Here is a 1430-nt window from a genome sequence, read left to right on the forward strand (position 1 = left end):
TGGAACAAGCGCTACATCACTCTGGCTCCCCGTGCCACCGTGCTGGGGCTGGCGTTCAAGCTCTATGACCCGGAAAAACTGCTGGGTGACAAGGAAGAGCTGGGTATCACCTGCGCGCTCATCCCCACCAGTCACCCCGGCGTGCGCGTCGGCGATCGCCACTACCCCATGGGGCTGGCGTTCCTGAACGGCCCGACCTTCGGCAAGGATGTATTCATTCCGCTCGACTGGATCATCGGTGGCCCGGATTACGCCGGTCGCGGCTGGCGCATGCTGGTGGAGTGCCTCTCCGCCGGGCGCGGCATCTCGCTGCCTGCCCTTGGCACCGCCTGTGGTCACATGGCGAGCCGCACCGTCGGCGCCTACTCCTACGTGCGCAAACAGTTCGGCATGTCCATCGGCAAGTTTGAAGGGGTGCAGGAAGCGCTGGCCCGCATCGGCGGCCTCACCTATCAGCTGGAAGGGGCCCGTCGCATGACCGCCGGCTCCCTGGATCTCGGTCAGGCACCGGCCATCGTCACCGCGATTTCCAAGTACCACATGACCGAGATGGCGCGCCAGATCATGGATGACTCCATGGACATCCACGCCGGCCGAGCCATCCAGCTGGGCCCGAAAAACTACACCGGCTACGCCTACATGGGCATTCCGGTGGCCATCACGGTGGAAGGGGCCAACATCCTGACCCGCAACCTGATGATCTTCGGGCAGGGGGCTACCCGCTGCCACCCGTACGTGTTCGCCGAGCTGGAAGCGGCGGCCGATACCGACGTGGAGCGCGGTCTCGAGAAGTTTGACGCCCTGCTGATGAAGCACATCGCCTTCGGCGCCGGCAACTTCTTCGGTTCCCTGTTCCAGGGGCTGACCCTGGGCCAGTTCAACAGTGCCCCGGTGGCCGGTGAAACCGCCCGCTACTACAAGCAGCTCTCTCGCATGAGTAAAGGGCTGGCGCTGTGCGCCGACGTCTCCATGCTGATGCTGGGCGGCGATCTCAAGCGCAAGGAGATGATCTCCGCCCGTCTGGGTGACGTGCTGAGCCACCTCTACCTGGCCTCTGCCACCCTCAAGCACTACGAGGATCAGGGCCGCATGGTCTCCGATCTGCCGTTCGTGCAGTACGCGGTGGAGCGCAACCTCTACCTGATTGGCAAGGCGTTCGAGGGCTTCTTCCAGAACTTCCCGAACAAGGTGGTGGGTGCCGTGCTCAAGCGGGTGGTGTTCCCGTTCGGCGTCGGTTACAAGATGCCGGCCGATGATCGCTGCCACGCCATCTGCCTGGCCATGATGAAGCCGGGTGAGTTCCGCGACCGTCTGACCGCGCTCTGCTATGTCGGCAAGGACGAGGCGGATCCGGTCGGCCTGATGGAGCGTGCCTTCCAGGCTATGGTCTCGGTGCAGCCCTACGAGAAGAAGCTGGTGCAGGCCCAGAA

General features: G+C 64.1%; 1 protein-coding gene. It reads left to right on the plus strand.

The features are described 5' to 3' along the window. On the plus strand, positions 1-1430 hold a 1430-nt coding region (locus tag BN1143_RS20010), incomplete at both ends, for an acyl-CoA dehydrogenase (protein ID WP_042051929.1).

It is taken from the genome of Aeromonas dhakensis (assembly GCF_000820305.1).
GTDB classification, from domain to species: domain Bacteria; phylum Pseudomonadota; class Gammaproteobacteria; order Enterobacterales; family Aeromonadaceae; genus Aeromonas; species Aeromonas dhakensis.